26 protein-coding genes and 1 tRNA gene are annotated in these 25,071 nt (G+C 60.2%); 15 read left to right on the top strand and 12 right to left on the bottom strand.

Annotated elements, in window-relative coordinates; genetic code table 11:
* The first annotated feature begins 21 nt into the window (after nt 1-21).
* From tuf to Syncc8109_RS01450, 4 genes are all read left to right on the top strand, one after another.
* Nucleotides 22-1,221: an elongation factor Tu gene (tuf, locus tag Syncc8109_RS01465; protein WP_006851621.1), complete on the top strand. Its 1,200-nt coding sequence runs from the start codon at nt 22-24 to the stop codon at nt 1,219-1,221.
* 121 nt (nt 1,222-1,342) lie between these two features.
* A complete protein-coding gene (gene rpsJ / locus Syncc8109_RS01460; protein WP_006850694.1) occupies nt 1,343-1,663 on the top strand; it encodes a 30S ribosomal protein S10 in 321 nt (106 codons plus the stop codon).
* A gap of 56 nt (nt 1,664-1,719) precedes the next feature.
* Nucleotides 1,720-2,355 (top strand): LON peptidase substrate-binding domain-containing protein, encoded by a 636-nt coding sequence (locus tag Syncc8109_RS01455; protein ID WP_006850470.1) that lies wholly within the window; start codon nt 1,720-1,722, stop codon nt 2,353-2,355.
* A complete protein-coding gene (locus tag Syncc8109_RS01450) occupies nt 2,355-3,287 on the top strand; it encodes a methyltransferase domain-containing protein (RefSeq protein WP_006850515.1) in 933 nt (310 codons plus the stop codon). The genes Syncc8109_RS01455 and Syncc8109_RS01450 overlap by 1 nt, the downstream gene beginning before the upstream one ends.
* A gap of 3 nt (nt 3,288-3,290) precedes the next feature.
* On the opposite strand, the gene pheA is transcribed toward Syncc8109_RS01450, so the two are convergent.
* A complete protein-coding gene (gene pheA / locus Syncc8109_RS01445) occupies nt 3,291-4,133 on the bottom strand; it encodes a prephenate dehydratase (RefSeq protein ID WP_025362057.1) in 843 nt (280 codons plus the stop codon).
* 31 nt (nt 4,134-4,164) lie between these two features.
* On the opposite strand from pheA, the gene Syncc8109_RS01440 reads away from it, so the two are divergent.
* A complete protein-coding gene (locus tag Syncc8109_RS01440; protein WP_006849915.1) occupies nt 4,165-4,761 on the top strand; it encodes a DUF1997 domain-containing protein in 597 nt (198 codons plus the stop codon).
* Here Syncc8109_RS01440 and Syncc8109_RS01435 read toward each other — a convergent pair.
* The 3 genes from Syncc8109_RS01435 to Syncc8109_RS01425 form a co-directional block, all read right to left on the bottom strand.
* Nucleotides 4,708-5,307 carry a ribonuclease HII gene (locus tag Syncc8109_RS01435; RefSeq protein ID WP_025362056.1) on the bottom strand — a complete coding sequence of 200 codons (600 nt, stop codon included), beginning with the start codon at nt 5,305-5,307 and terminating at the stop codon, nt 4,708-4,710. The two genes, Syncc8109_RS01440 and Syncc8109_RS01435, sit on opposite strands and share 54 nt — an antisense overlap.
* 5 nt (nt 5,308-5,312) lie before the next feature.
* The gene (locus Syncc8109_RS01430; RefSeq protein ID WP_006849784.1) at nt 5,313-7,253 is read right to left on the bottom strand and encodes an Rne/Rng family ribonuclease; all 1,941 of its coding nucleotides are present in this window, start codon (nt 7,251-7,253) and stop codon (nt 5,313-5,315) included.
* A 257-nt stretch (nt 7,254-7,510) separates the two neighbouring features.
* Nucleotides 7,511-10,174, bottom strand: a complete 2,664-nt coding sequence (locus Syncc8109_RS01425; protein ID WP_045172682.1) for a TIGR03960 family B12-binding radical SAM protein — start codon at nt 10,172-10,174, stop codon at nt 7,511-7,513.
* A 53-nt stretch (nt 10,175-10,227) separates the two neighbouring features.
* On the opposite strand from Syncc8109_RS01425, the gene Syncc8109_RS01420 reads away from it, so the two are divergent.
* The 3 genes from Syncc8109_RS01420 to Syncc8109_RS01410 all read left to right on the top strand — a co-directional run bounded on the left by Syncc8109_RS01420 (nt 10,228) and on the right by Syncc8109_RS01410 (nt 12,610).
* Complete coding sequence (locus Syncc8109_RS01420) at nt 10,228-11,454, top strand: LL-diaminopimelate aminotransferase (protein ID WP_006852124.1); 1,227 nt, start codon at nt 10,228-10,230, stop codon at nt 11,452-11,454.
* Between the two features lie 47 nt (nt 11,455-11,501).
* Nucleotides 11,502-11,822, top strand: a complete 321-nt coding sequence (gene clpS, locus Syncc8109_RS01415; RefSeq protein ID WP_045172681.1) for an ATP-dependent Clp protease adapter ClpS — start codon at nt 11,502-11,504, stop codon at nt 11,820-11,822.
* 161 nt (nt 11,823-11,983) lie between these two features.
* Nucleotides 11,984-12,610 carry a CPBP family intramembrane glutamic endopeptidase gene (locus tag Syncc8109_RS01410; protein WP_232202437.1) on the top strand — a complete coding sequence of 209 codons (627 nt, stop codon included), beginning with the start codon at nt 11,984-11,986 and terminating at the stop codon, nt 12,608-12,610.
* Nucleotide 12,611: 1 nt separating this feature from the next.
* Here Syncc8109_RS01410 and Syncc8109_RS01405 read toward each other — a convergent pair whose 3' ends face one another.
* Nucleotides 12,612-14,201 carry a photosystem II high light acclimation radical SAM protein gene (locus Syncc8109_RS01405; RefSeq protein ID WP_006851960.1) on the bottom strand — a complete coding sequence of 530 codons (1,590 nt, stop codon included), beginning with the start codon at nt 14,199-14,201 and terminating at the stop codon, nt 12,612-12,614.
* A 171-nt stretch (nt 14,202-14,372) separates the two neighbouring features.
* Here Syncc8109_RS01405 and psbA point away from each other — a divergent pair, with 171 nt between their 5' ends.
* From psbA to aroC, 3 genes are all read left to right on the top strand, one after another.
* A complete protein-coding gene (gene psbA / locus Syncc8109_RS01400) occupies nt 14,373-15,452 on the top strand; it encodes a photosystem II q(b) protein (RefSeq protein WP_006850357.1) in 1,080 nt (359 codons plus the stop codon).
* 322 nt (nt 15,453-15,774) lie between these two features.
* Nucleotides 15,775-16,233, top strand: coding sequence for a cupin domain-containing protein (locus tag Syncc8109_RS01395; RefSeq protein ID WP_006850052.1), 459 nt, complete (start codon nt 15,775-15,777; stop codon nt 16,231-16,233).
* A 39-nt stretch (nt 16,234-16,272) separates the two neighbouring features.
* Entirely contained in the window at nt 16,273-17,367 is a 1,095-nt protein-coding gene (gene aroC / locus Syncc8109_RS01390) for a chorismate synthase (protein ID WP_025362053.1), read from the top strand.
* A gap of 19 nt (nt 17,368-17,386) precedes the next feature.
* Here the strand turns inward: aroC and Syncc8109_RS01385 are convergent, their stop codons facing one another.
* From Syncc8109_RS01385 to Syncc8109_RS01365, 5 genes are all read right to left on the bottom strand, one after another.
* A complete protein-coding gene (locus Syncc8109_RS01385; protein ID WP_006850217.1) occupies nt 17,387-17,848 on the bottom strand; it encodes a hypothetical protein in 462 nt (153 codons plus the stop codon).
* A 62-nt stretch (nt 17,849-17,910) separates the two neighbouring features.
* On the bottom strand, nt 17,911-18,576 hold the full coding sequence (locus tag Syncc8109_RS01380) for a bifunctional 4-hydroxy-2-oxoglutarate aldolase/2-dehydro-3-deoxy-phosphogluconate aldolase (RefSeq protein ID WP_006849835.1): 666 nt from the start codon (nt 18,574-18,576) through the stop codon (nt 17,911-17,913).
* Nucleotides 18,577-18,583: 7 nt separating this feature from the next.
* The gene (ftsH, locus tag Syncc8109_RS01375; RefSeq protein WP_006851961.1) at nt 18,584-20,434 is read right to left on the bottom strand and encodes an ATP-dependent zinc metalloprotease FtsH; all 1,851 of its coding nucleotides are present in this window, start codon (nt 20,432-20,434) and stop codon (nt 18,584-18,586) included.
* A 44-nt stretch (nt 20,435-20,478) separates the two neighbouring features.
* Entirely contained in the window at nt 20,479-21,651 is a 1,173-nt protein-coding gene (sat, locus tag Syncc8109_RS01370) for a sulfate adenylyltransferase (protein ID WP_006851240.1), read from the bottom strand.
* Nucleotides 21,652-21,756: 105 nt separating this feature from the next.
* Complete coding sequence (locus Syncc8109_RS01365; RefSeq protein WP_006850980.1) at nt 21,757-22,587, bottom strand: photosystem II manganese-stabilizing polypeptide; 831 nt, start codon at nt 22,585-22,587, stop codon at nt 21,757-21,759.
* 120 nt (nt 22,588-22,707) lie between these two features.
* On the opposite strand from Syncc8109_RS01365, the gene Syncc8109_RS01360 reads away from it, so the two are divergent.
* A complete protein-coding gene (locus tag Syncc8109_RS01360) occupies nt 22,708-23,013 on the top strand; it encodes a hypothetical protein (protein ID WP_006850908.1) in 306 nt (101 codons plus the stop codon).
* Here Syncc8109_RS01360 and coaBC read toward each other — a convergent pair.
* The gene (gene coaBC / locus Syncc8109_RS01355; RefSeq protein ID WP_025362052.1) at nt 22,986-24,272 is read right to left on the bottom strand and encodes a bifunctional phosphopantothenoylcysteine decarboxylase/phosphopantothenate--cysteine ligase CoaBC; all 1,287 of its coding nucleotides are present in this window, start codon (nt 24,270-24,272) and stop codon (nt 22,986-22,988) included. The two genes, Syncc8109_RS01360 and coaBC, sit on opposite strands and share 28 nt — an antisense overlap.
* Nucleotides 24,262-24,483 carry a DUF2555 domain-containing protein gene (locus tag Syncc8109_RS01350; protein WP_006851943.1) on the bottom strand — a complete coding sequence of 74 codons (222 nt, stop codon included), beginning with the start codon at nt 24,481-24,483 and terminating at the stop codon, nt 24,262-24,264. Before Syncc8109_RS01350 ends, coaBC begins: the two co-directional genes overlap by 11 nt.
* 45 nt (nt 24,484-24,528) lie before the next feature.
* On the opposite strand from Syncc8109_RS01350, the gene Syncc8109_RS01345 reads away from it, so the two are divergent.
* The 3 genes from Syncc8109_RS01345 to Syncc8109_RS01340 all read left to right on the top strand — a co-directional run bounded on the left by Syncc8109_RS01345 (nt 24,529) and on the right by Syncc8109_RS01340 (nt 24,990).
* Nucleotides 24,529-24,601, top strand: a tRNA-Ala gene (locus Syncc8109_RS01345).
* A gap of 8 nt (nt 24,602-24,609) precedes the next feature.
* Nucleotides 24,610-24,762 carry a hypothetical protein gene (locus tag Syncc8109_RS12475; RefSeq protein WP_198015264.1) on the top strand — a complete coding sequence of 51 codons (153 nt, stop codon included), beginning with the start codon at nt 24,610-24,612 and terminating at the stop codon, nt 24,760-24,762.
* 27 nt (nt 24,763-24,789) lie between these two features.
* On the top strand, nt 24,790-24,990 hold the full coding sequence (locus Syncc8109_RS01340; protein ID WP_006850779.1) for a hypothetical protein: 201 nt from the start codon (nt 24,790-24,792) through the stop codon (nt 24,988-24,990).
* Nucleotides 24,991-25,071 lie beyond the last annotated feature (81 nt).

The following is a 25,071-nucleotide window of genomic DNA, read 5'->3' as shown; positions in this document are numbered from 1 at the left end:
CCCTCGATTCTTTAAACACCCATGGCACGCGAGAAGTTCGAAAGGAACAAGCCCCACGTCAACATCGGCACCATCGGCCACGTTGACCACGGCAAGACCACCCTCACCGCAGCGATCACCAACGTGCTCGCCAAGAAGGGGCAGGCTGAAGTTCAGAACTACGCCGACATCGACGGCGCCCCTGAAGAGCGTGAGCGCGGCATCACCATCAACACCGCTCACGTTGAATACGAGACTGAGACTCGTCACTACGCCCACGTGGACTGCCCTGGCCACGCGGACTATGTGAAGAACATGATTACCGGTGCCGCCCAGATGGACGGCGCCATCCTGGTGTGTGCCGCCACCGACGGCCCGATGGCCCAGACCAAGGAGCACATCCTGCTGGCCAAGCAGGTGGGCGTTCCCGCTCTGGTGGTTGCACTGAACAAGTGCGACATGGTCGATGACGAAGAGATCATCGAACTGGTGGAGATGGAGATCCGCGAACTGCTCTCCAGCTACGACTTCCCCGGCGACGACATCCCCGTGGTTCAGGTCTCCGGCCTGAAGGCCATCGAAGGCGAGGCTGAGTGGGAAGCCAAGATCGAAGAACTGATGGCCGCTGTGGACTCCAGCATTCCTGAGCCTGAGCGGGAAGTGGACAAGCCCTTCCTGATGGCTGTGGAAGACGTCTTCTCCATCACCGGTCGCGGCACCGTGGCCACCGGCCGTATCGAGCGCGGCATCGTCAAGGTCGGCGAAGAGATCGAAATCGTCGGCATCAAGGACACCCGCAAGACCACTGTCACCGGTGTGGAAATGTTCCGCAAGCTGCTCGATGAGGGCATGGCTGGCGACAACGTTGGTCTGCTGCTGCGCGGCATCCAGAAGGAAGACATCGAGCGCGGCATGGTGCTCGTGAAGCCCGGTTCCATCACCCCTCACACCAAGTTCGAGGGTCAGGTGTACGTGCTCAAGAAGGAAGAAGGCGGCCGCCACACTCCCTTCTTCGCTGGCTACCGCCCGCAGTTCTACATCCGTACAACGGACGTGACCGGCCAAATCACTGCCTTCACCGCGGAAGACGGTTCCAACGTGGAAATGGTGATGCCTGGTGACAACATCCAGATGACCGGTGAGCTGATCTGCCCCGTCGCCATCGAGCAAGGCATGCGCTTCGCTATCCGCGAAGGCGGCCGCACCATCGGTGCTGGCGTGGTCTCCAAGATCATCGAGTGATTAGCGCAAGCTGAACCACATGGCAGGAGATGGAGGGACTCAGCCCCCCATCTCCTACATTTCTGAGAACCTCGACAACTGAAGTCCTGCTTCGACCTCGAAGCTTTTTCGTCCCATTCCTATGTCCACTGCCATCGCTCAGCAGAAGATCCGCATCCGCCTGAAGGCGTTCGATCGCCGCATGCTCGATCTCTCTTGCGAGAAAATCATTGAAACGGCCGATAACACTGCTGCAACTGCGATCGGTCCGATCCCCCTGCCCACCAAACGCAAGATCTACTGCGTTCTGCGCTCTCCCCACGTGGACAAAGACTCCCGCGAGCACTTCGAGACCCGCACCCACCGTCGGATCATCGACATCTACAGCCCGTCAGCCAAAACCATCGACGCGCTGGTGAAGCTTGATCTCCCCAGTGGTGTGGACATCGAAGTGAAGCTCTGATCCGTTCGATCAGAACTTCATTTTCCTAGGATTCAGTTGCGTACAACACGGCGTTCGTGTCCGATTTTTCTGTGAGGGAGCTTCCTCTGTTCCCCCTGCCGGACGTCGTGTTGTTCCCGCAGCAGCTCCTGCCCCTGCACATTTTTGAATCGCGTTATCGGATGCTTCTCCAGACGGTTCTGGAGACCGACAAACGATTCGGCATAGTTCGCATCAACCCCGAGAACGGCGAAATGGCCGAAATCGGTTGCTGCGCTGAGGTGCTTCAGCATCAAACAACGGAAGATGGTCGCAGCTACATCGTTTCGTTGGGCCAACAGCGGTTCCGGCTGCTCAACATCACGCGAGAAACGCCCTACCGAACAGGGATGGTGAGCTGGCTGGAGGATGAGCCCGTGGCCGACACCGACCAGCTCAACAGCCTGCGGGACAAGGTCAGCGAAGCCTTGAATGACGTCGTTCAGCTGACCAGCAAACTGCAGAACCGAGAGGTGGAACTGCCTGACGATCTGCCTGATCTACCGCGGGAACTGTCCTTCTGGATCAGCGCCCATCTGGATCAGGCCGCTTCGGAGCAACAGTGTCTTCTGGAACTAACCGACACCCACGAACGGTTGAGTCAGCAATTTGAAATGTTGGACCACACCCGACGCCAACTGGCGGCCCGCACTGTGTTAATGGATCTGAAGTGATGTTGGGATCTCTGTTAATTGTGGCCGGCGCCGTTGGAGCCACCGGAGTTGCGCTGTGGCTTCGCCGCGACCGGCGCTACGAATCGTCGGAGAGTGTCGCCTCCGCCTACGACGCCTGGACGGAAGACCGTTTGTTGGAGCAGCTCTGGGGAGAGCATGTCCATCTCGGTCATTACGGGACCCCGCCGGGCTCCTGCGACTTCCGCGAAGCCAAGGAAGCCTTCGTCCACGAGCTGGTGCGATGGAGCGGTCTGGACCAACTCCCCGCCGGCAGCCGGGTGCTGGATGTGGGTTGCGGCATCGGTGGCAGTGCCCGAATCCTGGCGCGGGATTACGGATTGGATGTTCTCGGCATCAGCATCAGTCCTGCCCAGGTGGAACGAGCCACACAACTCACCCCATCAGGCCTGAGCTGCCGCTTCCAGGTGATGGACGCCTTGGATCTTCACCTGCCCGATCAGAGGTTTGATGCGGTCTGGAGTGTGGAGGCTGGCCCCCACATGCCGGACAAGCAGCGTTACGCCGATGAACTGCTGCGGGTGATGCGCCCTGGTGGTCTGCTTGCTGTGGCCGACTGGAACCGCCGAGACCCATCTGACGGCGGCATGACGCGAACCGAACGCTGGGTGATGCGTCAGCTGCTCAACCAATGGGCCCACCCTGAATTCGCCAGCATCAAGGGGTTCCGCCAGAACCTCGACAACAGCGTTCACCAGCGTGGCGAGATCTTCACCGGTGACTGGACCCAGGCCACGCTTCCCTCATGGATTGACTCCATCGTCGAGGGCGTCCGCCGTCCTTTGGCGGTGCTCAGCCTGGGACCGAAAGCGGTCCTGCAAGGCCTGAGAGAAACGCCGACGTTGCTGCTGATGCACTGGGCCTTCGCCACCGGTCTGATGCAATTCGGCGTCTTCCGGATCAGAAAAGACTGATCCTCAACAGCCGCTCAAATCCCTACTGGGGTAGGCACCGAAATGGGCGAGATGTTCACATAGAGGCTGCAAATGGGCGATCAGATCCGCCAGAGCCGTTGACGGAGCCGGCGGAAGATCCACATCCACAAAAAAGACGTATTCCCCCAGCTCCCGTTTGGACGGTCGCGATTCAATCCGACTCATGTTCAGGCCCCTCTCAGCCAAACAAACCAGAGCTTCCAGCAAGGCCCCCGGCGCATTGCGATGCAGCGAGAACGCCAGACTGGCCACATCGCCATGCTCACTGCGCTGACCACGACGCAACAGCAGAAAACGGGTGCGATTGCCCGCAACATCGTTCACCGGGAACGCCAGCTGATCCAACCCGTGTTCCCGGGCAGCGGTCTGGGAGGCGATCGCAGCACGAAAGGGACTGCCCGCCACCATGCGAGCTGCTTCAGCCGTGGATGAGGTAGGCAGTTGCAAGGCATCGGGTAGATGCTGGGCCAACCAGCCACTGCACTGGGCAAGGGCCTGCGGGTGGGAGAGCACTTCGGTGACTCTGCTGAGCGGCCCACTCCCCAGCAGAGCGTGCTGAATCGGCAGCACCAAAGCCCTGCGTATACAAAGCTCGGGATGGGACCAGAGCGCATCGAGGGTTGCTGTCACCCCCCCCTCAACCGAGTTCTCAATCGGGACAACGGCTGCATCACACTGTCCTCCGGCCAGCTGTTCCACAACCGATCGGAGCCCAACGCAGGGAACGAGCTGGACATCCTCGAGAGCAGCCTGTTCGATCAGCACCCGGGCGGCCTGCTCGCCATAGGTCCCCACTGGGCCAAGGAATGCGAGACGTGTAGGCATCGAAGCCGCACTGGATGGACTCGATAAGATCATGCCGCGTCAGGTGAAGTCCATGCCCCTGGCCTTCGAAGCCAGTCAAAAGCTTGATCTGCCTGTCAGAACCGGAGCAGAGCGGCTGCCCTCCTACCTGCTGGAGGAGGAGCGCGTCCTCGGAGCCCTGCTGGACGCCAAACAGCTCACCCACTTGCAGCCAGGGCGTTACAGGTATGTGGTGACCAGCCTGCAGGTCTTCCAGCTCCACGTGAAACCCGTGGTGTCCCTCCAGATCCACATGGAAGGCGACACACTGGTGATGCAGGCCCTCGACTGCGAACTGGAGGGTCTAGGGATCGTTGATGACTTCGCCCTGAACCTGGAAGCACGGCTGACGTCCACACCCGACGGACTTCAGGGACATGCCCATCTGTCGGTGAGCGTTAGCCAGCCATCGCTGCTCAAGCTGATCCCCAAACGGGTGTTGGAATCAACGGGCGAATCAATCTTGAGTGGCATCCTCATTGGCATCAAAGCCCGGGTTGGCCAGCAGCTGATCGACGACTACCGCAGCTGGTGCCTGGAAACCGACGGGCAAGGCTCAACCGAGCAGACGCCTCAAGAACGTGTGCCGATGCAGGGGCGTGGGGCCTGAGGCCATCAAGCTCTGACGATGTTGCGCCGTGCCGTAGCCCGCATGGCGCTCGAGGCCGTAACCAGGAAAGCGAGCCGACAAGCGCCGGATGAGAGCATCCCTGGCCTCCTTGGCCAGAACACTGGCCGCAGCAATGGCCGCTGATCGGCTGTCCCCTGCGATCACCGTGCGCTGCGGGCCGTGCCACAGCCGAAGGGGAAGATTGCCATCCACCAGCACGAGCCCAGGGCGCTGCGGCAATCGCTGCAGCGCCCGCAACATGGCGCATTCCGTGGCAACGCGGATGCCGCAGGCATCAATTTCGCGCGCTGACGCCTGGCCCAAACCGGATGCCACACACAGCGACCGAATCACCGGAACCAGAGCAGCCCGACGCTTGGCTGACAGTTTTTTGCTATCGGTCAGCCCTGCCTTCAACAGGTCTTCGGCTGCTGAGCCTTCGAGCACCACAGCGGCCGCAAACACAGGACCGAACAAACAACCGCGACCGACTTCATCCACACCAGCCACATCCCTCCCGAGGGGGAGGGAATCCTGCGCGGTCATCCGGCTCAGACCGTGGCGACAGCCGAGGAGCGGCGACGGCGACGGCGAGGCTCATCAGGCTCAGCTGTTTCCACCACGGCCACAGGCTCGGGCTCAGCCGGTTCGCTGATGGGGGCCGGTTCTGGTTCGGTGATCGTCAGGTTGGTCACCGCCTCCAATGGGGTGATCTCCACCATCAGGGGAGCCGACTCATCCGGGGCGGAGGAGGTGACGACAACAGACGTCTCAGCGGCAGGAGTCGCAGTGGGCTGACTCGCCCCATTGCGTGATCCTGAACGACCACCCCGTCCGCCACGGCGACGGCGTCGTCCGGAACTGGCCACCAATTGCTGACGCGCCGCCTCCAGCACCTCCTGCTCGTCCTCGCCAGGACGCACGACCCGGACCACAACGTTGTCGGATGCAGGGGGCTCCTCCAGCAACAGGGCAGGGTTCAATCCCAGCCAACCAAACAGCTGCTGTTGCTCGTCGGTCATCGGGACGGCAACCAATTCAGGGTCCTGACGACGGGCGGTCGCGGGCTCCTGAGCCTCTTGGGTCGAGACCTCAGGGGCAGTGGTATCGGACGTCTCGACAGGAAGGACGACATCCTGACTGCCGCGCCCTCGACCACCGCGCCGCCGCCGGCCATTGCCACCGTTCTCTCCAGGTGCAACAACTTCGGCGCGGGCAGAGGCCGCCGAGCGAACCAATCCCGTGGCCATGGCCAGAGGTTGAAGCAGGTCTTTGCCGGGGAGAACGGCCACATGGCCCAGACCACCACAGCTGGGACAAGCCCGACCGAACAATTCATAGATGTTCTGCCCTTGACGCTTGCGGGTGAGTTCCACCAGGCCCAGTTCGCTGAGCTGTGCGATCTGCGGGCGGGCTGAGTCGTCACGGACGGCTGTCGTGAAATGCTCCAGCAGCTGGAGCTGGTCACGACGGGAATCCATATCGATGAAGTCGATGATGATCACCCCACCGATGTTGCGAAGCTTGAGCTGTCGAGCGATTTCGATCGCCGCCTCACAGTTGGTCCACAGAACGGTTTCGCGCGCATTGGCCGATCGTGTGAACGAGCCCGAGTTCACATCGATCACCGTGAGCGCTTCAGTGGGCTCGATGATCACGTAACCACCGGACGGCAGATCAACCCTCGGCTTCAGCGCATCGCGGATGGCAGCATTGACCTTGTAGTGCTCCAGCAACTCGCTGGATTCACTGTGCGCTTCCACCAGCACATTGCCGGCTTCGGCACCAAGGAAACTGCTCACACGGCCCACAGCGGCGGCATCGTCCACCACAACCCGTGCCAGATCCGGGCCCATGTGGTCCCGCAGAATCCGATGGATGAAGTCTTCGTCGCGGTTGAGCAGCACCGGCGGTGCAGCCGTTTCAGCAGCTTGCTGAATCGCCTCCCACTGGCGCAGCAAGGATTCCAGATCCTCAATCAACAGCTCTTCACTGATGCCGTCGGCTTCCGTACGGATCAGCAGGCCAGCTCCAGGCGGCTTGATCAGAACACCAAGCGCACGCAGTCGGTTCCGTTCTGCATCAGAACTGATGCGCCGGGAGATGTTGACCCCCTGGCCATGGGGCTGAAGCACCAGGTAGCGACCTGGCAGAGCCAAATTTCCCGTCAACCGTGGGCCTTTGGTGCCGGTCGGTTCTTTCATCACCTGAACCAAAACCTTTTGACGAGGCTCCAGAAGTTCAGTGATCCCAGCCGAACCTTTCTTCAGACGCAGCGGCCCAAGATCGGTGACATGAATGAACCCGTTTTTCTCACTCTCACCAATATTGACGAAGGCGGCATCAATGCCTGGCAGAACATTTTCTACCGTTCCTAAATAGACATCTCCGATCTGATAGCGACCCTGCGCGACGATGAGTTCATCAACACGTTCATCGGTCAGCACTGCTGCGATGCGCAGCTGCTCCGCGATGACAATTTGCTGGGGCATAAGAGGACTGGTTGTGCCCGATTGAGGGCCAAATCCGTTGAGGAACCTGCCGGTTCTCCCTCACGGGTTGATAGAAAGATCTGAGCTGGTCAGCAAGACCAAAAGGTTGCGGAGCAAAAACTCCTATGAATCAGGCTTGGGGGTTCCAAAAAAGACCGCCGTGCAAGCCGTGATGTGGACCTCGATATCCGTGTTGGATCAGACAAGACCGAAACAAGGTTGGTCCCGACGGACGAAACACCTGTTCTGTAACCAAATTAGCACTGCGCACTTAGGAGCAGGGCCTCTCGCGCCAAGCGTTGCACCTGCAAGGGCTGACCAACGGACTCGGCAAGCCAGTGCTGAATCTGAGCAGGCCGCAAGCTTCGGCCCATCTCATCCACCGCCGCTTCCAAACGAAGCCGAATGGATCCGTTGGCGTTCTGATCCGTCACCTGCAGCGCCTTCAACGCGGGGCGGCAATCCCGCTCCCGGGGGCGGCCCTTCTTATCGGTGTCGTGCCACACCAAGGTTGTGGCCTGCAGGAGCTGATCCACCGCTGCATTCCAATCCAATGGCATCGGGGCCTGCTCCTGCGGCACGAGATCAAAACACCAAATGGCCCCCGTCAGTTCTTGCGAGAGGCTTTTGCCACTGACGGGAACCTCGGCTGCCGCCAGCAGCTGAATGCCCTCCGGCAGCAACGACTGCAGCGTCTTGCAGAAGTGGTTGGGATCCAGGGCCTCGGTGAATTCAAGATCCATCCACTCGCTCTGGGCCTCAGCGCCGAGGGGGAGTGCCAAAGCGATCTGAATCCGCGGCAGTGGATGAAACCCACCGGTGAAGCTGATCGGAAGCGCACTGCGACGCAGGGCCCGCTCGAGCATGCGCATCAGATCAAGATGGCTGAGCAGCGCCATCGATCCCGTTTTGGCGAATTGCACCCGGATCCGGCACACCCGTTCACTGGGCGGCGCCTGGGTTGGCATCTGGGTTGGTACCTCGGGAGCGGGAACAACCACGTTGTGTCCTAGATCCGGACCACAGACCCCACAACTGCTGCAGCCATCAAAGGAGCAGTCGGGCACAACCGCCGCTGCCAGAGCCCGTTGCAGATCGTCAGCCAGCCAGGCTTTGTCGATGCCGGTGTCGATGTGATCCCAGGGGAGCGGCTGAGCACAGAACGCTTCCAGATCCTCCCGATCCAGCGCAGCCACAGCACTCCAGCCCCCCACCTCCATCTCCCGGTAACGCCCCTCCAGGCCGGCATCCGCGATGGCTCCGGTCCAGGCGGCGTAGGTGCGATCCAGCGACTCGAACCAGGCATCCATGCCGGCACCGGCCCGCCAGGCGGCCTCGATCACCGGGGCAAGGCGCCGATCGCTGCGGCCCACAAAATCCTCCATAGCCGACAGCCGCACATCGGTGAAATTCACCTTCACGCCGCGCAAATGCCTGAAGGCCTCCTTGAGCAGAGCCTGGCGGCGCTCAAACTCGGCCGTTGAGACGCTGTGCCACTGAAAAGGGGTGTGGGGCTTGGGGGTGAAATTGCTGATCGTGATGTTCAGGTTGAGCCGACCAAGGTCACGGCAGCGCTGCTGGAGCATCACGCAGGTCTCGGCAATGCCGAGAACATCGGCGTCCGTCTCACCAGGGAGGCCGATCATGAAGTACAGCTTCACCTTGCGGTAGCCGTTCTGCATGGCCGTGCGGATGCCATGCAGCAAGTCGTCATCGTTGAGGCCCTTGTTGACGATGTCGCGGAGGCGCTGCGTTCCAGCCTCCGGGGCGAAGGTGAGACCCGCTTTCCGCGTGCCGCCAAGGATGTGGGCAATGTCTTCATCGAAGCGATCCACCCGCTGACTGGGCAGCTGAAGCGTGACGTTCTGATCGGCAAGGCGGTTGCGCAACTCAACTCCCACCGCCGGCAGCGCCAGATAGTCGCTGCAGCTCAAGGAGAGCAGCGAGAAATCGCTGTAGCCGGTTTGTTTCATGCCGGTCTCCACCGCCTCGATCACGGCCTCGGGTTCCACATCCCGAGCCGGACGGGTCAACATTCCCGGCTGGCAGAAGCGACAACCCCGGGTGCAACCGCGGCGAATCTCGACCGTGAGACGGTCATGCACCGTTTCCACATGGGGCACAAGACCCATGGCGTAGTGGGGCATTGGCGTCGCCACACGGCGAAGAACCCGCGCTGGAAGATCAGGGTGAAGCGGCTCCAGGGTGACCCCATCGGCACCGGTTCCATAGAGCGCAGGCACGTAAACGCCGGGAACCTGGGCTAGATCCTGCAGCAATTGCGATCGCGTCAATCCATCCGCTTTGGCTTGCGCCACCACCAGACCGATTTCGGGCAACAACTCCTCACCGTCACCCAGAGCGATGAAGTCGAAGAACGGGGCATAGGGCTCTGGATTGCTTGTGGCGGTGGGCCCACCAGCGAAAATCAGAGGAGGTGCTGCAGGATCACTAAGGGGCAAGTCGCCCCGATCAGTAGCGCGGATGGGCACCTGCGCGAGGTCCAGCATCTCAAGGATGTTGGTGGCACCCAGTTCGTAACTGAGGCTAAAACCCAGGATGTCGAAGGCCGGCAAGGGCCGACGGCTTTCCACGGCAAACAACGCCTGGGAGCGTTCCCGCAAGCGGCCTGCCAGATCAGCCGCCGGAAGATAGGCGCGATCACACAACTGCCCGGGGACGGCATTGAGGATCGAATAAAGAATGATGTGGCCCAGGTTGCTGGAGCCAACCTCATAGATCTCGGGGTAAGTGAGCGCCCAGCGAACCGACGCTGTCTGCCAGTCCCGTGCTTCAACCCCTAACTCGTGCCCCATGTAGCGGGCCGGTTTGTTGATGCCGCTGTCCACCAGGGCATGAAAATCAACCGGGTTATCCAGGGATGAGACGACCACGTCGGATGTCCTGACTCCTGAGGTCATCGTATGGAGCTGCCGACACGGCAGGATGCCCCGCAGAAATAGCTCCCGATTCCGTGGTTCAGGTCAACGGCAATTACCTCAAGCTCAAGGCGGGCTACCTGTTCCCTGAGATCGGTCGACGCGTCAAAGCGTTCAGCAGCGCCAATCCCGACGCAGCGCTAATCCGTCTGGGCATCGGTGATGTCACGGAGCCCTTGCCGCTGGCCTGCCGTGAAGCCATGAAAACCGCCATCGATGCGATGGGCACCGCCGAAGGCTTCCACGGCTATGGCCCGGAACAGGGCTACGGCTGGCTGCGGGAGGCCATCGCCAAAAATGACTTCCAAACCCGAGGCTGCGATATCAGTGCCGAGGAAATTTTTGTTTCCGACGGCTCCAAGTGCGACAGCAGCAACATCCTCGACATCCTCGGCGAGGGCAACAAGGTGGCCGTCACAGACCCCGTCTATCCGGTGTACGTGGACAGCAACGTGATGGCTGGCCGCACCGGGGAAGCTGGAGAGATCGGTCGCTATGCAGGCCTGACCTACCTACCAATCAGCGCGGACAACGGCTTTGCAGCGCAGATTCCCAGTGAACCGGTCGACCTGATCTACCTCTGCTTCCCCAACAACCCCACCGGTGCCGTCGCCACCCGGGAACAACTCCAGGCCTGGGTGGACTACGCCCGCGCCAATGACGCCCTGATCCTCTTCGATGCTGCCTATGAGGCCTTCATCCAGGATCCGGAACTCCCCCACTCCATCTTCGAGATCGAAGGAGCCCGGGACTGCGCTATCGAATTCCGTTCCTTCTCCAAAAACGCCGGCTTCACCGGCACCCGCTGTGCCTTCACCGTGGTGCCCAAGGGGCTGAAAGGCAAAGCGGCCAACGGCGAAGCGGTGGAACTCTGGGGGCTGTGGAACCGACGTCAGAGCACCAAGTTCAACGGTGTGAGTTACATCATTCAGCGCGGCGCTGAGGCTGTTTACTCCGAAGCCGGCCAGGCCGAAGTGAAGGCTCTAGTGAGCTTCTACATGGAGAACGCCGCGATCATTCGCCGCGAACTCAGTGCGGCAGGCCTCACCGTCTATGGCGGCGAACACGCCCCCTACGTTTGGATCAAAACCCCTGAGGGCATGGACTCCTGGGGATTCTTCGACCATCTGCTGAACAAGGCCAATGTGGTGGGCACGCCGGGCAGCGGTTTCGGCGCCGCTGGTGAGGGGTATTTCCGCTTGTCGGCCTTCAACAGCCGCGCCAATGTGGATGAAGCCATGGCTCGCATCAAGGCGCTGTGAGCCGCTCCATCTCCCTATTCCCTTTAAATTTAAAAGTATTCGGATCAATGGTCATGGCGGTGGATTCTCCTAGCCAAAAACCAGGTGGTGCAGCTGTTCTGGACAAAGCGCCAGAGCGCGTTCGCAAGCGCTCGCCTCGCTACAAGGTGCTGCTGCACAACGATCCGGTGAACTCCATGGAATACGTGGTGGCCACCCTGCAGCAGGTTGTGCCTCAACTCAGCGAGCAGGACTGCATGGCTGTGATGCTGGAAGCCCATAACACCGGCGTGGGCTTGGTGATCGTGTGCGACATCGAGCCGGCTGAGTTTTACTGTGAAATGTTGAAATCCAAAGGATTGACCAGCTCTATCGAGCCTGAGGAGTGAGGCCCTACTGGCGAGGCACTCTTCTGTATCCGGCGTCCTTAGTGGCGTTATTTCTGAGCTTGCAAGGACTTCTTGGCCTCGTAGGTATTCCCTCAGCTCAGCAGGCTTCCTTAGCGGCGGGCCCCAGCGTTGCAGCAATGCTGATTTCACTGCATTGGCGGTTGGGACGGACCTGGGGCGTTGATCGCCCTTGGCAGCAACTTGGAGTGATTCGACCAGTCGTCAAAGCCCTGCACGCATTCCTGCGTGGTCTCACAACATCCGCAGCCCTTCTTTTCGGAGTGGTTGCTGTCCTTCTGCTCAGCGGAAACGGCCTATGGCAGGGCCAAATCACCACAGGTGATCTTGCCAATGCCATTGCCCTGATGCTTCTGGTGGGTTTTGCTGAGGAGCTGCTCTTTCGTGGTTGGCTCTGGGGTGAATTAGAGCTTTTGACAAGCCGACAGCGGGCGATCGGGATTCAGGCGGCTGTATTCGCCCTGGTGCATCCCTGGTACCACCTGCCTCCCGTCGAAGCCATTGCACTGCTCATGGGCCTGGTGTTGCTGGGTCTTGCCCTAGCCCTGCAACGCAGAGCCGATAACGGAGTGCTTTGGGGATCAATTGGCCTGCACGGCGGGCTTGTTGGTGGGTGGTTCGCCCTTCAAGCCGGGCTGATCACCCTGCCTGGAACGAGCCCAACTTGGCTTCTTGGGGCAGGTGGCGCAAATCCCAACCCGATTAGTGGTCTATTGGGTTGGGCCGGACTGGGGGGATTCATCCTGATGAGACGCCGGTGGTGGCGATGAGTCAACGGGTCGCCGTTGCCAAGGCCTTGCGGCCCTCCACCGGAGCACGAAGAGCCTCCTGAAGCGAAGCCACTCCGTAGTCCCTTGCGAGGAGTGACATCACCGTGCGACCGAAATCCGCAGGATTGCGATCAAAGGCCTCAAGACACACTCGGCCAAAGGTGCTCCCCATCGGCTCGGGGTTCCAGAGAAGTTTTCGCGCCGTCCAAGGCATCATGCTCATCGGGTTGTAACCCGGCTTGATCAGACCCTGATCGAATCCGTACTGCTCAAGGTGGGTGTGGGGCTGCAAACCGATAAAAAAGATCGCTGGCTCGACCAAATCAGCGCCAAAAATGGCCTCCAGCTCTCGGTGATAAGCCACGGTCTGGCGGATCGTTTCCGGTCGCTCATCGATCACGTTGAAGGAGTAGTTAACCGACACGTGATCCCGGAAGCCCGCATCCGCCAGCATCCTGCAACTCTCCAGAACAGTGCGAAGGTTGTAGCCCATGCGCATCTTGCGGACTAGCTCCTGCGAGCCGGATGTAATTCCGATCTCGAAATAGCTCATACCCGTCTCCACCATGAGCTGAGCCAATTCGGGATCAAGATTGTCGGCGCGGATGTAGGCGGCCCAACGAATGCCGGTCAGCCCTTCAGCCTTGATCGCCCGCAGCAGTTCCTTGGCGTCTTCGATGTAGCGCCGGGCGGGAATGAACTGGGCATCGGTGAACCAGAAACCACGCACCCCGCGGTCGTACAGCTGGCGCATCTCTTTGACCACCTCATCCACGGGGTTGAGGCGCACCTGCTTGCCTTCCACCACCGTGTATACGCAATAGCAACAGTTGTGGGGACAGCCGCGTTTGGTCTGAACACCCACGTAGAAATCGCCGCCTTCGAGGTACCAATCGAGCTGGGGCCAGATCGAAGCGATGTAGTCGTAATTGCAGGCGGTTTTGGGCCGACTTTCCGGCTGCTCATGTATGAGGCCTGAGCGGGGCGCTTCACCAACAACAAAACAGCGCTCACCCTCGAGGGACTGGCCCTGGATCAACTTCTCGAGCAGCGGCTCACCCTCACCGATGGAGACAACCGTTCCTTTGGGGAGCGACTTGCCGAGTTGCTCGTAAAACACACTTACAGCTCCACCGCCAAGAACCGCTCTAGCTGCCGGCTGGTGGTGGCGCGCACGTTTCAAGCCTTGACGCACCAAACGCTGGTTCCTGCGCAGCTCGCCGTAATGACTGCTCATTAACTGAAGCCCACCCAGGGCTCCATGCAGACGCTTCAGAGGGTTACGGGCGTAGAAAACCTCGAACGAATTCTGAAGAGGGTTGCCCCCCCGCCCATCGACCGGCGCATAAATCTGGATGTCTCTCCACGAGAACACCAGCAGCGTCGGCTGGAACTGGTCAACAGTGGCGTCCAGCACGCGATGGACATCCAGCACGGGCAGAGCCGCGAGATCCAGGATGCGCTGAGGCATCTCCGGGAAACATTTGTGCAGATGGTCGGCGAGGTAGATCGGCCCGATCGGAAAGATCGGATTGCAGGGCAGCCGCACCAGCAACACCCGTTCTTGTTGTGGTGCCACTTCAGCTGCCATAGGGCTTTCCGGACGCTAACAAGCGCTGCAGCCAAAGGGGCCGATGGCCTCTTCGCAACAACTTCATCAAGCCGGCGACACACAGCGCAAACTTCCTTTACAATCCCGATCAGGCAGGGCTCTCCTGCCCTTCCTTAAACCGTTCCTTCGGGAACATTTCTTTCCGTTCTCATGACCACCACCCTCCAGCAGCGCTCCGGCGCTTCCAGCTGGCAGGCCTTCTGTGAGTGGGTCACCTCCACCAACAACCGTCTCTATGTCGGTTGGTTCGGTGTGCTGATGATCCCCACACTGCTGGCTGCCACCATCTGCTTCGTCATCGCTTTCGTCGCCGCTCCCCCGGTCGACATCGATGGCATCCGCGAGCCCGTCGCTGGCTCCCTGATCTACGGCAACAACATCATCTCTGGTGCTGTTGTTCCTTCCAGCAACGCCATCGGCCTGCACTTCTACCCCATCTGGGAAGCTGCTTCCCTCGATGAGTGGCTGTACAACGGCGGCCCCTTCCAGCTGGTTGTTTTCCACTTCCTCATCGGCATCTACGCCTACATGGGTCGTGAGTGGGAACTTTCCTACCGCCTGGGCATGCGCCCCTGGATCTGCGTTGCCTACAGCGCACCTGTCGCTGCAGCTTCTGCTGTCTTCCTGGTTTACCCCTTCGGTCAGGGTTCCTTCTCTGACGCAATGCCCCTGGGCATCTCTGGCACCTTCAACTACATGTTGGTGTTCCAGGCCGAGCACAACATCCTGATGCACCCCTTCCACATGCTGGGCGTCGCAGGTGTTTTCGGCGGCAGCCTGTTCTCCGCCATGCACGGCTCCCTGGTGACCTCCTCCCTGGTGCGTGAAACCACCGAGAGCGAGTCCCAGAACTACGGCTACAAGTTCGGCCAAGAGGAAGAGACCTACAACATCGTGGCTGCCCACGGTTACTTCGGTCGCCTGATCTTCCAATACGCCTCCTTCAACAACAGCCGTAGCCTTCACTTCTTCCTGGCTGCTTGGCCTGTTGTCGGCATCTGGTTCACCGCCCTCGGCGTGTCAACCATGGCCTTCAACCTGAACGGCTTCAACTTCAACCAGTCCATCCTTGATGGTCAGGGCCGCGTCCTGAACACCTGGGCTGATGTGCTGAACCGTGCCGGCCTCGGCATGGAAGTGATGCACGAGCGCAACGCTCACAACTTCCCCCTCGACCTGGCTGCTGCTGAGTCCACTCCTGTGGCTCTGCAGGCTCCTGCCATCGGTTGATCTGGAATCAACAAACGATTCAGATCAACTGAATCGGAAAGCCCCCTCCTCGGAGGGGGCTTTTTGTTGTGCTTTCAGAATTGAGCTCCAATCAACCATCAATAGCGAGGAGCCATCTGAGGTTCTCTCTGCACAACTCAGTGCGATGTGGAGGCTGCCAACCCCTCAGCAACGCTTTACGTCGATTCAGCAGTGTGGAAGCGAGGCAACCTCGACATGGCAAGAACCAACCGCTTTTGCTGGTCGGCCTTGACTGAGCAGTCCTATGGATAGGCCGGGCCTCTTAGCAAATGAAACGGATGAGACGATGCGCTGTACGGCCATGAGAAAAACGCAAACCCTGATCCAGCACCTCGGCTTAATGCCCCATCCAGAGGGGGGCTGGTACCGCGAGTTGCATCGGAGTCCAGACCAAGTTCAACGACAGGACGGTGCCGAGCGATCTGCCATGACGGCCATTCTGTTTTTGCTGCCCGCCGGTGCCGTCAGTTGCTGGCATCGGGTGATCGGTGGAGACGAAGTCTGGACGCACATTGATGGGGCAACGCTGGAGCTCTTTCAATGCCAGGGCAATGGCACAGGGCTGAAACATGATGCTTTGCATGCGTCCAACCCCATCCAGGTGGTTCCCGCCCACACTTGGCAGGCGGCGCGGAGTCTTGGTGAGTACTCGTTGATGAGCTGTTGTGTCGGGCCGGGATTTGAGTTCTCTGATTTCGAGATGGCCCGGCAGCATCCCGCGACAGAACGTCCGAAGTTGCCCCATCCGGAGTTGATCTGAACCGATGGCTTCGTAGCCTCACCACATCGATCAATGGCCATGGGCAGCAGCTTCGGCGACCTCTTCCGGATCAGCACCTTCGGTGAATCCCACGGGGGAGGGGTGGGTGTAATTGTTGAGGGCTGTCCACCACGGCTCAACCTCAGCGTCGAGTCGATTCAGGCCGAACTGGATCGACGCAAGCCAGGCCAAAGCCACATCACCACACCGCGCAAGGAAGCGGACCAGGTGGAAATTCTCAGTGGCCTGCTCGACGGCAAAACCACGCTTGGCACCCCGATTGCCATGGTCGTGCGGAACAAGGACCAACGGCCCGGGGATTACAAGGACATGGCCGTCGCCTTTCGGCCCTCCCATGCCGATGCCACCTACCAGGCGAAGTATGGAATCCAGGCCCGCAGCGGTGGTGGACGTGCATCAGCACGGGAAACCATCGGCCGTGTCGCTGCAGGTGCGATCGCCAAACAATTGCTGAAACAAGCAGCAGGAACTGAAATCCTCGCCTGGGTGAAGCGGATCCACACCATCGAAGCCTCAGGCATCGACCCCTTGCAGGTTCAGCTCGGTGATGTGGAGGCCAACATCGTTCGGTGTCCCGAGCTAGCGATCGCCGAGCGGATGATTGAGCGCATCGAAGCAATTGGCCGCGAGGGGGATTCCTGCGGCGGGGTGATCGAATGCGTGGTGCGCCATCCCGTCATTGGGTTGGGCATGCCGGTGTTCGACAAACTCGAAGCCGACCTCGCCAAAGCTGTGATGTCATTGCCGGCCACCAAGGGATTTGAAATTGGGTCTGGTTTCGATGGAACGCTGTTGAAAGGCAGCGAGCACAACGACGCCTTTGTGCCGAGCGACGATGGACGGCTGAAGACCGCCACCAACAACTCCGGGGGCATCCAGGGAGGGATCAGCAATGGTGAGCCGATTGTGATCCGAGTGGCCTTCAAGCCAACGGCCACAATCCGCAAAGAGCAGCAGACCATCGATTCCGATGGCAAGGCCACCACACTCGCTGGAAAAGGACGGCACGACCCTTGCGTTCTGCCGCGGGCAGTACCGATGGTGGAAGCGATGGTGGCACTCGTTCTGGCTGATCACCTGCTGAGGCAGCAGGGGCAATGCAGCCTTTGGTGAGCACCACCCTTCAATCAGTTCAAACGGAACCCACCGCTGAGCTGGAGCTCACCGCCGCTGTGGCCGATTTCGTCTTTGCCGCGCTGCGGGTCCGGGTGCGGCGGGCGGGCTTTTTGCTGGCCTGAGCCTTGGCTGAGGCTGGTTTCTTGGCAGCCAACGTTTTCTTCACCGTCCGGCGTGCACGACCGGTGGTCCCACGGCTGCGATGACTCAACACCAGGGCCCACTCCTCATCACTAAGGGTGGATGGCTTGCTGCCATGGGCGTAGGAGAGCTTGGCCGCCTTTTCAATGTCCTTGATCAGATTCGTCCAAGACGTGGCAAAACGCTTGTCAGACTGCGATTTCGCTCCGCTCTCCACCAGGGTCTCCACGACTCCAGCAGCCGAAACCTTCTTGCGCCGACGATTGAAAATCTCCTTCTGAAGCTGAGCGATCAGGGCATCGGCCTTGTCGCTGAGCTTGATCGTGAGCTGCGACATGACGCAGTTGGATAGCTATCTCATCTGTAGCATTTTGGACGCATGTCGACCAGTCGTTGGCATCAACGCTGGCTTGTCGATTGGTGCAACCAATCGACAAGCGCCTGGAAGGCAGGCGGCGATCCCACCACCCTGCGGCCCAGGGCCACGGCACCATGCCCAGCCTCCAGCCATACGGGGAGATCGCTCACATCAAGACCACCAGCGGCAATCACGAAGGGCAGGGGGCCAAGGGGCGCCTGCAAGCAGCTCCAGTAGCCAGGCCCCAGATTGGCGGCGGGAAACAACTTGACGACACGACAGCCGAACCGTATGGCCTGGTGAACCTCCGTGGGGCTGAAAACCCCAGGCACCAGCAAGACGCCAAGCCCTCTGGCCTGCTCCACAAGCTCCGGGCACCAGCAAGGTGCCATCGCATAGCTGAGATCCAGCAGCGATAGATCGTTGAGCGCCTTGGAGACCGTCACCGAAGCCGCCCCCAGATTCAGACCAGGGCAATGGTCTTGCACCCGTTGCATGAACCCCATCCAGCCTGGCTGGTCAACCCAGGCCACTTCGAGATTTCGAAGCCCTGCGGCATGAAGCTGCTGCACCTGCGCCAACAAACCAGAGCCAGAGCCTGAAGCCGCGAGGTCCTCGAGCTCAGGCCGTATCACCAACAAAAGAGGCTGATGCTGCAGGGATGCCACCAAGAGCTCCTGCCGCACCAGCCAAAGGTTGGAAGACAAATGGAAATCAGACGTATTCGGCGACCCGGACGTCACGTTTGATCAGCAGCTCCTGAAGCTCTTCAGCATCAACAGTCTCCTGCTCAACGAGCATCTCGGCCAATTCATCCAGAACGGCTCGGTTGTCGACCAGAACCTTGGTGGCGCGCTTGTAGGCCACATCCACCAGCTCAGAGACCTCTTTATCGATCATGGCGGCGGTTTCCTCAGAGAAGTCACGCTCCGCCGCGATGTCGCGGCCAAGGAACATGCCACCCTGCGCGCGCCCCAGGGCAACGGGACCCAGCTCATCACTCATGCCGAAGCGGGTGATCATCTGACGCGCCGTTGAAGCAACCTGCTGGAGGTCGTTGGAGGCTCCAGTGGTGACCTCATCTTCGCCGTAGACAATCTCTTCAGCCACCCGACCGCCAAGGGCAACGGCCATCTGGTTCTGAAGGTAGGCCCGGGAGTAAAGGCCTGATTCCATCCGCTCCTCACTGGGGGTGAAGAAGGTCAGACCACCGGCATTACCGCGGGGGATGATAGAGATCTTCTGAACCGGGTCATAGTCCGGCATCAGAGCGCCTACAAGGGCATGACCAGCCTCGTGATAAGCAACTAGGCGAGCGCGACGCTCGCTCATCACACGGTCCTTCTTCTCCGGACCCGCCATCACGCGTTCAATGGCATCACTGATCTCGTCGTTGCTCACTTCTGTGAGCTCGCGACGGGCCGCAAGGATGGCGGCTTCGTTGAGAAGGTTGGCTAGATCGGCACCGGTGTAACCAGGTGTCCGGCGGGCAACCTTGTCGAGATCGACATCCTTGGCGAGGGTCTTGCCGCGAGCGTGAACGCCGAGGATTTGTAGGCGTCCGGAATAGTCAGGCCTATCAACTGTGACCTGACGATCAAAACGTCCGGGGCGCATCAGAGCGGCATCGAGCACGTCCGGGCGGTTGGTGGCCGCCACGATGATGATCCCTGTGTTGCCCTCGAAACCATCCATCTCCGTCAGGAGCTGGTTCAGCGTTTGCTCACGCTCGTCGTTACCACCGCCGAGACCTGCACCCCGCTGACGACCCACGGCATCGATCTCGTCGATGAAGACGATGCAAGGGGCGTTTTTCTTGGCTTGCTCAAAGAGGTCTCGAACGCGGCTGGCACCAACGCCAACAAACATCTCAACGAACTCAGAACCGGAGATCGAGAAGAAGGGAACACCTGCTTCACCAGCCACAGCCTTGGCGAGCAGAGTCTTACCGGTGCCAGGAGGCCCCACAAGCAGAACACCCTTGGGGATCTTGGCGCCGACGGCCGTGAATCGATCGGGGTTCTTGAGGAAGTCGACCACCTCGGTCAGCTCAAGCTTCGCCCCTTCGATGCCGGCTACATCGGTGAAGGTCACCTGGGTGGAGGGCTCCATCTGAACCCGCGCTTTGCTCTTGCCGAACTGCATGGCTGGGTTACCACCACCACCACCCTGGGCGCGCCGGAAGAGGAAGAAAAGACCACCAAGCAGAAGCAGAGGGAAGATCAGACTTCCAGCAGCCTGCTGCCAGCCAGGGGTCTGACGGGAAGGCTGCACGGCGATATCAACACTGTGTTCGGTCAGCAAACCGAGCAGCTCACGATCGGGAGCCAGGTTGACCTGGGCACGACGGCCGTCGTTTTCAACAACCTGAGCGGTGCCTTGATCCGGAGAAATCAGCACACGGCTGATTTGGTCATCCTTCACCGCCTCAACGAACTCGCTGTAGCGGATGGTGTTCACTTGGGGCTGGCTGCCACCGCCGCCACCAAAGAACGCAGGTGCAATCACAACGATCGCCAGAACCAAAAGGGCCCCGAGACCGATATTTCGCCAACGCTTGTTCACAGGTCGCCTCGTAGGTGAAGGAATGTTAAACGGGTTCTCAGTCTTCAGGCGGCGCGGAGCACCTCAACCACGCTCTTGAAGGCGAACCACTCGGGAATCTCCTCACCACCGCGCAGCATCTTGCGGAACTGGGTGCCGCTCAGCTTCTTCACGTGAAGACCACGGGCTTCAGCATGCTCGGCCGTCACATAGCCCTCTTCCTGGGTGTAGACGAGGTTCAGGGAAGGAACGGTTTCCATCGTGAGCTCGGGGGCGCACTCCTTCGCGAAGTTCTGAGCGTCGTAAGGACCGTAGAAATCGTCACCGGTGAGAGACGATTTGCATCCGGCCATATCCCGGCCAATGATGAAGTGGGTGCATCCGTAGTTGCGGCGGATGATCATGTGCTGCAGTGCTTCACGGGGACCTGCCATGTGCATGGCATAAGGCAGGTAGGCCCAACGAATGCTGTCGTTGTTCACTTCGGCCGCCAGACGTTCATAGGTCTGGAAGCGAACGGCACCAGGGATGTCGTCCTGCTGAGTGGGACCACAGGTGGGATGAACGAGCACCACAGCGTTGTCACTGACGTTCTGTGCATGGAGGGCACGGGTGAACAGTTCGTAGTGAGCGCGGTGAATGGGGTTACGGCACTGGAACGCCACCACGTCCTCTCCTTCGGGCAGGCCTGCACGCACCTCAGCAGGGGTCTTGCAGGGGAACACCCGCTCGGGCAGAGCAAGGCCCTGGAGGCTTCCACCCAGATAAAAGCGCTTGCGCTCCATCGTGATCATCCGAACCGCAGGGTGCTCGATGGAAGTGGTGCCGTAGCAGCCCTTAGCTTCAGCCACTTTGTTGGGTTCCCACTTGTCCTCCACCTCGAGGACGGCCAGCTCCTGGCCCTTGTAGGTGAGAAGCAGCTTGTCGCCCAACACCACGTCATCGCGGTCGGTGTCCATGACGATCGGCAAACCGAACAGCTGGCCCGCAGCCAGACGATGCCCACTGACCACGGCGTCGTAATCCTCCTGGTGCATGAAGCCACGCAGGGGAGAGAAGCCACCAACACACAGCAGCTCCACATCACAGGCGTTGCGATCGGAACACTCGATCGTTTTGGTCGCCGTGGCTTTCACAGCGGCACGATGCGCCTCAGCCACCATCAGATCGACCAGCGTTCCGCCGTAGGGAGCAATCACGCCGGATCGCTGGGGAGGAGCTGAAGCACTGGCGGTCATGGCTGCATAGAAAGATCGGGCGATTCTCCCAGATCGCCGGAGGATTGCAATGGGCCACAAAAAAGGGGGCCTAAGCCCCCTTGCAACCTGTTGCGATGACCTAGATCAGGCCTCTTCAAGACGGCCGTAGAGATCACCAGTGATCTTGATGTCAACCACTTCACGACCACCCATGTCGGAGTCGGAGGGCTGAATTGCACTGAACACACCAGCGAATTCTCCGGTTTCAGGATCAACCTTGGTGATGGAGAGGCTCATGGTTCCCACACCATCGATGTAGCGCTTGTTGTTGTCCTTCTCGAGCTGCTCGTCATCTCCACCAAGTGCGACAAGACCCTGGGCGTACTGCACACCGGTAGTCAGAGCCCGACCTTTGGGATCGATGAAGTTGCTCGTGCGGTAGCTGGGGGTGCGATAGGTGCCCTCAAAATCGGTGCTGGTGGTCAGAGCCGAGCCCTCAGCAGTGGCATTGAGAGACTTGCTGGAGAATGTGAAGGGGAACTCTTCACCACCGGGCACCAGAACGGTGATCGGCTGGAAGTCGATGCCACCTTTCTCCTGGAATTGCAGGCCGGATTCCGTCACCTTCAGATCGCCGAAGACTGAATCGAGGCTGGAGGTGTATCGGGTGAGGATCTTTCCCTCAACAAACTCGGCCTGCTGACGAATGTTCTTGGGCTCCTCCTTGGCATAGACCTGCACGGGGTGCATGCAGATCTCACGCAGCTCGTAGCTGCCACCAGCCGTCAGAGGAATCGAGCCCCGGGCCGAATCCCCAATCGTGGGGCAATCGTTGGCTTTGCCGGTGTTGTGAATGTCGTCGTAGGTGACGTTGGATCCACCACGCTGAACTGCATCACTGTCGCCACTGCAGGCCGTGGTGAAGAACGCGAGGCAGAGCGCCAGCACGGCGGCCAGCAGAGGACGAATGCGCATGGAAAGAGCCGATCGGCTGAACGCTAATGGGGACGGAATGCCGTCAGATCTGGATCTTACAGGGCGAAAAATTACGTCAGGGCTAGCCTTTTGCAGCTCTCAACAACTTGTCGAAAGCGCGTGACATCCAACGATCCCGATTCGACCCAGGCACGGATGGCTCCGGCACTGGCCGCCCTGGGCGAGCTGGCAGAGGAGTTGAGGGGAAATCCCGAAGCACTGCTCACCCTGCTGCGTGAGCTTGAGGCCCTGCATCGCGACGTTCAGGACGGTCCGTTTCGTCAAAGCCTTCCTGAAAACCGCCAGAAATTGTTCACACTTCTGCAGGGGATGGAGAAGAACGGAGGCTGGCCCTACATCCCTCGTCTTCAACTACGCACCTTCATCGACCTGCTCGGTCAGGACTCCATCGACGCCGCGGCCTGATCCCGAGCCTCAACCAAAGCATCAAGCAATTGATGGGCCAGAGAAAGCTTTGCTGTAACAGGCAGCTCTCGTCTCCAGCCATCTCCAAGCAACCAGCCTCCATTGGGTTGATCCCCGAAACCCTGACCGTCACGGTCCACGGGATTCACCATCATCAAATCGCAGCCCTTCGCCAGCCGCTTGCTTTCAGCACGCTCCAGCAAATAGGCATCGCTACCTGTGAGCGCTGAGAAGCCGAGAATCAACTGTCCGGGACTGCGTTGGCAGGTCAGGTTCGACAGCAGATCAGGCACTTCGACCCAGCCGGAGACAAGAGCCTGCTGAAGGTCCTGCTTGGCCAGTTTGCTTGGAGGAGCGGCATCGCGCCGCAGGTCAGCGACGGCAGCAGCCATGACGAGCACATCGGATCCGGGCTGAGCCAACTGCAGAGCTGAACCGAGTTCGGCGGCACTCTCCACCGCAGTGCACTGCAGGCCTTCAAGCCAGGCGTCGGGGAGATCCAATGGACCATGCACCAGATGAACGGTGGCACCCCGGAAGCGTGCCGCCTGCGCCAGCAACACACCCATGCGGCCGCTGCTGCGGTTGCTCAGGAAACGGACCGGATCAATCGACTCTTGGGTCGGTCCAGCCGAAACAAGAACAGACATCCCGGAGCAATCAAGGGTCATGTCAGGAGTGCCCGAACCGCGGCTGAACACAGACGCAGCCGCCAACTCAATCAACAGCGGATCAGCCATGCGCCCATCGCCGACGCGATCACAGGCCAACAGACCGGACGCCGGCACGAGGGGAATCACCCCAGGGAAGGATTGAATCTGCTGCCAGTTGCGTTGCACCGCAGGGTGGCGCCACATGGCTGTGTTCATCGCCGGAGCCGCGATGACCGGAGCTTCTATGGCCAGCAGAACGCTGGCGAGCAGACCGTCGGCTGAGCCCTGGCTCCAGCGGGCGAGGCTGCTGGCACTCAGGGGCGCAACGATGGCCAACTCCGCCCACTCCGCCAACTCGATGTGTAACGGCCTGGATGAGGCGGAGTCCCACTGGTCGGCCTCGAGGTAGCAGCGATGGCGACTGAGGCAGGCGAGCGCCACGGGACTCACCAAGGCAGCACCACTGGTGGTCAAAAGACAGCGCACCTCAGCGCCGGCTTTGATCAGCGCGCTGACGAGCAAGGGCGTCTTAACAGCAGCAATGCTGCCGCTGACGGCCACCAGCACACGCCGCCCGCACAGTGGCGACGCCTGCTCAGTCTTCATCAAAAGGTTCTTGGTCCACCAAATGGTGGTACGGAAGGATCAGTTCGGGCCGGTGGATGGCCAGCGCCCGAAGCAGGTGCCAATCCGAAAGGCTGTCGAAAGGTGATGGGTAATCGTCCTCTTCAAGCCGGCGGGCGAGTTCGGCCGTCGAGGCCTCGTCAAAAGCTTCGAGCCGTTCCTGCGTAAGCATCGAGCCGTCCTTAGACGCCATTCATGGCAGTTTGACGCAGGCCGTGCCGGCTAGCGTTGGCAGACCGGGGAATTAGCTCAGTTGGTAGAGCGCTGCGATCGCACCGCAGAGGTCAGGGGTTCGAATCCCCTATTCTCCACTGCGCTTTTGCAGCGTCGCCTGCCACAGATCGGCCTGTTTGCCCTTGTGGTGTTCAGCACCGTGGCACGACCTTCAGCCCTGCTCACCTTCACACTCCTGGCTGCAGCCGGTGCTATTAGTCGCGCCCCATCACGCCACACCCGACCCCCCATGAGGTAAAAGGGTTGTTGAACTCCCCCGTAGCCGATGTCGCAATCGAAGCGCGAGCAGGTCGTGAGCCACCTGCGCTACATCCGCCAAGAGCTGCGCGAGATGCACCAAGGAGTAATGGAAGACGGCCTTCTTCCCGAAGCTGGCGAAGTTCGGGGTGTGATGGCACAAATGGAAGCTCTGCTGGAGCTTCTCGAAGGCAAATCGTCCAGAAAGGCGAAGGCTGAGTCCAAATAACTTTCAGCGCAAGCCGTTGTCAAAGCCCTCAGCTCTGGCTTTGCTGCGCCAATCCCCATCACCTGGCCCGGGCTTGCCCCG

This window comes from Synechococcus sp. WH 8109 (assembly GCF_000161795.2).
GTDB lineage: Bacteria > Cyanobacteriota > Cyanobacteriia > PCC-6307 > Cyanobiaceae > Parasynechococcus.
Note: the sequence above shows the minus strand (reverse complement) of the source record. Positions and strands in the feature narration are given on the sequence as shown.

Bases quoted from the DNA above. Each gene is read 5' to 3' on its own strand.
- Syncc8109_RS01340 (WP_006850779.1), top strand. From the start codon at position 24,790: ATGTCGCAATCGAAGCGCGAGCAGGTCGTGAGCCACCTGCGCTACATC.
- Syncc8109_RS01385 (WP_006850217.1), bottom strand. From the start codon at position 17,848: ATGTCGCAGCTCACGATCAAGCTCAGCGACAAGGCCGATGCCCTGATC.
- rpsJ (WP_006850694.1), top strand. From the start codon at position 1,343: ATGTCCACTGCCATCGCTCAGCAGAAGATCCGCATCCGCCTGAAGGCG.
- Syncc8109_RS01430 (WP_006849784.1), bottom strand. From the start codon at position 7,253: ATGCCCCAGCAAATTGTCATCGCGGAGCAGCTGCGCATCGCAGCAGTG.
- coaBC (WP_025362052.1), bottom strand. From the start codon at position 24,272: ATGAAGACTGAGCAGGCGTCGCCACTGTGCGGGCGGCGTGTGCTGGTG.
- Syncc8109_RS01350 (WP_006851943.1), bottom strand. From the start codon at position 24,483: ATGGCGTCTAAGGACGGCTCGATGCTTACGCAGGAACGGCTCGAAGCT.
- Syncc8109_RS01405 (WP_006851960.1), bottom strand. From the start codon at position 14,201: ATGGCAGCTGAAGTGGCACCACAACAAGAACGGGTGTTGCTGGTGCGG.
- Syncc8109_RS01395 (WP_006850052.1), top strand. From the start codon at position 15,775: ATGAGAAAAACGCAAACCCTGATCCAGCACCTCGGCTTAATGCCCCAT.
- pheA (WP_025362057.1), bottom strand. From the start codon at position 4,133: ATGCCTACACGTCTCGCATTCCTTGGCCCAGTGGGGACCTATGGCGAG.
- aroC (WP_025362053.1), top strand. From the start codon at position 16,273: ATGGGCAGCAGCTTCGGCGACCTCTTCCGGATCAGCACCTTCGGTGAA.
- Syncc8109_RS01435 (WP_025362056.1), bottom strand. From the start codon at position 5,307: ATGACCGCGCAGGATTCCCTCCCCCTCGGGAGGGATGTGGCTGGTGTG.
- Syncc8109_RS01365 (WP_006850980.1), bottom strand. From the start codon at position 22,587: ATGCGCATTCGTCCTCTGCTGGCCGCCGTGCTGGCGCTCTGCCTCGCG.
- clpS (WP_045172681.1), top strand. From the start codon at position 11,502: ATGGTCATGGCGGTGGATTCTCCTAGCCAAAAACCAGGTGGTGCAGCT.
- Syncc8109_RS01440 (WP_006849915.1), top strand. From the start codon at position 4,165: ATGCCGCGTCAGGTGAAGTCCATGCCCCTGGCCTTCGAAGCCAGTCAA.
- psbA (WP_006850357.1), top strand. From the start codon at position 14,373: ATGACCACCACCCTCCAGCAGCGCTCCGGCGCTTCCAGCTGGCAGGCC.
- tuf (WP_006851621.1), top strand. From the start codon at position 22: ATGGCACGCGAGAAGTTCGAAAGGAACAAGCCCCACGTCAACATCGGC.
- Syncc8109_RS01450 (WP_006850515.1), top strand. From the start codon at position 2,355: ATGTTGGGATCTCTGTTAATTGTGGCCGGCGCCGTTGGAGCCACCGGA.
- sat (WP_006851240.1), bottom strand. From the start codon at position 21,651: ATGACCGCCAGTGCTTCAGCTCCTCCCCAGCGATCCGGCGTGATTGCT.
- Syncc8109_RS01425 (WP_045172682.1), bottom strand. From the start codon at position 10,174: ATGACCTCAGGAGTCAGGACATCCGACGTGGTCGTCTCATCCCTGGAT.